This is a genomic window from Frankia sp. CcWB3 (genome assembly GCF_977927595.1).
In genome coordinates, this window is sequence record NZ_CDWRCK010000208.1 from 7,295 (window position 1) to 7,703 (window position 409).

The 409-nt window shown below is 59.4% G+C and carries 1 protein-coding gene; it reads left to right on the forward strand.

The features are described from left to right. On the forward strand, window positions 1-386 hold a 386-nt coding region (locus ACY5KJ_RS15210; RefSeq protein ID WP_462203646.1), incomplete at its 5' end, for an ISAzo13-like element transposase-related protein. Window positions 387-409 lie beyond the last annotated feature (23 nt).

The following is a 409-nucleotide window of genomic DNA, read 5'->3' on the forward strand; positions in this document are numbered from 1 at the left end:
CCGACTGCGGCGGGTCGAACGGGAACACGGTCTGGTTGTGGAAGCGAGAGCTCGCGAGGCTCGCCGCCAGGACCGGCCTGGAGATCAGGGTCTGTCATTTCCCGCCAGCGACCTCGAAGTGGAACAAAATTGAGCACAGGCTGTTTTCCTATATCAGCGTCACCTGGCGCGGCCGGCCGCTCGCGACCTACGAGACCGTGGTAAACCTCATCGCCAGCACGACCACCACGACAGGCCTCGTCGTCCGGTGCGCACTCGACCCGGCCGACTACCCGACAGGGATCAAGCTATCCAAGAAGGAACAGGAGGAGATTCCGTTCGAGCGCGACAGTTTCCACGGCGAGTGGAACTACACGTTCACTTCCCGTAGACCCGATATAGAATAATCAAGTTATTTCAATGCAACTCC